General features: G+C 36.9%; 5 protein-coding genes. 3 read left to right on the forward strand and 2 right to left on the reverse strand.

Features of this window, described 5'->3' with window-relative positions; all coding sequences use genetic code 11:
* From ACJHV0_RS07140 to ACJHV0_RS07150, 3 genes are all read left to right on the forward strand, one after another.
* Nucleotides 1–499: FAD-dependent monooxygenase (locus ACJHV0_RS07140; protein WP_483133776.1), on the forward strand; the 499-nt coding region annotated here is incomplete at its 5' end.
* Nucleotides 500–636: 137 nt separating this feature from the next.
* Nucleotides 637–1218: a lipoprotein HlpB gene (locus ACJHV0_RS07145; protein ID WP_283385563.1), complete on the forward strand. Its 582-nt coding sequence runs from the start codon at nt 637–639 to the stop codon at nt 1216–1218.
* A 62-nt stretch (nt 1219–1280) separates the two neighbouring features.
* The gene (locus ACJHV0_RS07150; protein ID WP_483133777.1) at nt 1281–1844 is read left to right on the forward strand and encodes a lipoprotein Hlp; all 564 of its coding nucleotides are present in this window, start codon (nt 1281–1283) and stop codon (nt 1842–1844) included.
* Between the two features lie 116 nt (nt 1845–1960).
* On the opposite strand, the gene metQ is transcribed toward ACJHV0_RS07150, so the two are convergent.
* A complete protein-coding gene (gene metQ, locus ACJHV0_RS07155) occupies nt 1961–2752 on the reverse strand; it encodes a methionine ABC transporter substrate-binding lipoprotein MetQ (RefSeq protein ID WP_483133778.1) in 792 nt (263 codons plus the stop codon).
* Between the two features lie 78 nt (nt 2753–2830).
* On the reverse strand, nt 2831–3469 hold a 639-nt coding region (locus tag ACJHV0_RS07160), incomplete at its 5' end, for a MetQ/NlpA family ABC transporter substrate-binding protein (RefSeq protein ID WP_483133779.1).

Below are 3469 nucleotides of genomic sequence, written 5' to 3' on the forward strand. Positions count from 1 at the left end.
GTCATTACCACCAGAAAAAGCCAAAACCTTGAGCGATTGCAGCGAGCACGACTTTAATAAAGCTCTAAGCATTGCCTTTGATAATCAACTTGGCTTATGCGAATTGCAAAGTTTACGCGAAATTTACCCGCTTACCGCACGCTTTGCCCGTGATTTTGCACAGCCTCGCATTGCATTAATTGGCGATGCGGCTCACACTATCCACCCCCTAGCTGGCTTAGGTGTAAACTTAGGATTTGCGGATGCTCTAACACTTGCTCAAGAAATTCAAAAACATCTCGCTAATGATGAAGATATTGGTGAATATCGTCATTTACGCCAATTTGAGCGGGAACGTAAAGCCGAAGCCGTAAAATTATTAGCAACAATGGAAGGGTTAAAACAACTTTTCAATGGTAATCACCCATTAAAAAAATTGGTAAGAGGCGTTGGCTTAAGTCTGACAAATCAACTCCCTTTTGCCAAAAAGTTATTAATTCAACAAGCTATTTACCTATAGAATGTAAATTAGATTGAAATAGCGTAAAGATTTCATCTTTTATGAACTAATATTAAGACTGCCTGTCTATTAGTTGGTACATAACTGCCCCTTTTACACTTTGGGGTTTATTTTCATCTTTTTAAGGAATTATTTTAATGAACAAATTTACTAAAATCAGTGCAACCGCTTTAGTCGCTTTATTTTTAGCAGCTTGTGATAAACCGGCACAAAAATCACCTGCAACAGAACCGGCAAAAACAACTGAAGCAGCACCGGCAGCTACTCCGGCTACAGAAACTGCAAAACAGGCTGAAATGACAGTTGAAGCTCCAAGCGAAGCAGCAAAAGCAGACTATCAAAAATTAGCCGCTTGGAATGCAGAACAAGAGAAATCAATGCAAGCAGCACAAGTTGAATTACAACAAAAATTAGCAACACAAGATCCTAAACAAATGCAAGAAGGATTAGTGGCATTTAATAAAAAAGTTGAAGATACTGTAAAAAGTTTAGACGCTGTTGATCTATCTGATGCTCAACTTAAAGAGTTAAAAGAAAAAAGCAAATCTGCTCTAACACTTTCAAGCGAAGTACTTAACGAACAAGTAAAAGTGCTGTCTAATCCAGCTGATGAAGCACTAAAACAATCAGCACAGAAAAAATCTGAAGCATTAATCGAAATTAATACTGAGCTACAAAGAATCAGTGCTGAAGTAGAAAAAAGATTTTCAGCTAAATAATTAGTATAATATCGAAAGCTAGAGATTTTGCTCTAGCTTTTTTTACGGACTTAAGGACGATTATGAACACTCTTTCTAAAATTAGTTTATCTGCATTATTTGCAGTTTTTTTGACCGCTTGCGAAAAGCCGACTCAGCCAACCAAACAAAAACCAGAGCAAGTACAAGCCTCTGAAATAAAAAAAGAAGAAGTTAAGCCGGTAGATACCGGAGCAGAAGATTACAAAACCTTCCGTGATTGGCAAGACGCTCAAGAAAAAGCTTTGAATGATGCTATTCAAACTGCAACAGATGGTCTTACAGACAAACAAAAAGCTGACCCTGCGGTTATGCAAGAAACGGTTAATAAAACGTTACTCACACAACTCGACAGCATTAAAACAAGTGCTGAAGCACTGAATATTCAACATAGTGAAGTAAAAGCTCTGAAAGATAAAACATTAGAAGTACTCACTTTAGGTACTCAAATGATTATTGAAGGGGCGAATATGGAGAAAAATCCAACCCCTGAAGCCCATAAAGCTTTTGGCGAATTGCAAACTAAACTTAATCAGTTAGCAGAAGAAGGGCAGAAATTGGAAAATGAATTAAAGGCAAAATACGCTCCAGCCCCTCACCTGAAGTAACCCCAGTAGAAACAAAACCTCAAGAAGCAGCTCCTGTTAATACAACCCCTACAGAAGCAGCAACAAAGTAAAAAAATAAGGCATAGCTTTTCGCTATGTCTTATTCTTCATTCAAGTTACCAACCTTTTACCATCGCCCCTTTAAACTCTTCATTTGCTTTATTATAGACTTCCTCTGTTTGATAAGCCTTCACAAAATCTTTTACAGCGTCTGAATTTTGATTATTTTCACGAGCTACAATCAGGTTCACATAAGGAGAATCTTTATCTTCTACAAATAACCCATCTTTGGTTGGTGTTAAACCACTTTGTCCAGCATAAGTAGTATTGATAACAGAAAATGCAACATCATCTAAAGTACGAGGTAAAAGCGGAGCTTCAATCTCCTGAATGACTAACTTACGAGGATTTTCAATAATATCAACACTGGTTGCTTTTAAACCTGCTTCAGCTCTTAATTTAATTAAGCCTTGTTTTTCTAGCAAAATTAATGCACGAGCTAAATTAGTCGGATCATTTGGCACAGCGATTGTGTCGCCATCTTTTAATTCTGCTAAAGATTTAATTTTCTTAGAATATGCTGCAATCGGGTAAACAAAGGTATTGCCAACCGGTACTAATTTATAACCTTTTTCTTGGATTTGGTTATCTAAATACGGTTTGTGCTGGAACGCATTTAAATCTAAATCACCTTTATTTAAAGCTTCGTTTGGTGTTGCATAATCGGTAAATACTACCAGCTCCACATCACGGTTATATTTTTCTTTCGCAATTTTTGCCGCTACTTCCATCACTTTATGCTCAGGACCTGAAATCACGCCAACTTTTAACTTCTCCGCTTTATCATTACAAGCGGTCAAAAATAGTGCAGAAATTGCAACTACACCTAAAATTTTATTCAATTTCATAATGTCTCCTTTTTTAAGATTTATTATCTAAAAAAATGAGCAGTAGCTCGCACTACTACTCATCTTAATAAGGGTAAATTACCAACCTTTTACCACACCGCCGTTAAATAATTTTAACGCTTCTTGGAATACTTCTTCGGTTTGGAATGATTTCACAAAGGTTTGTAAACGTGGATCATCTTTGTTGTCTTCACGGCTCACCACTAAATTCACATACGGAGAATCTTTTGATTCAACAATAACACCGTCTTTATCCGGACTTAAACCTGCTTGACCTGCGTAAGTGTTATTGATGATCGCCAATTCCACATCGTCTAACATACGAGTTAATAATGCAGTGTCAGCTTGGACGATCTTGATATTTTTTGGGTTTTCAATAATATCATTTTCCGTTGCAAACACATTTTTCGGATCTTTTAATTTCAACAAGCCGTGTGCTTGAAGTAATAATAACGCACGAGCGGTATTACTTGCGTTATTTGGAATCGCAACTTGAGCCCCCTCTTTTAACTCAGAAATATTTTTGATTTTTTTCGAGTAAGCTGCAATTGGCCATACTAAAGTGTTACCGATGATCGCTAATTTATAGCCACGATCTTTCATCTCTTGTTCCATATAAGGCACTGTTTGGAATGCGTTTGCATCTAAATCTTTCGCGTGTAATGCTGCGTTTGGCTGTGTATATTCAGTAAATTGAACTAATTCCACTTCTAAACC

This window comes from Mannheimia sp. (assembly GCF_056854775.1).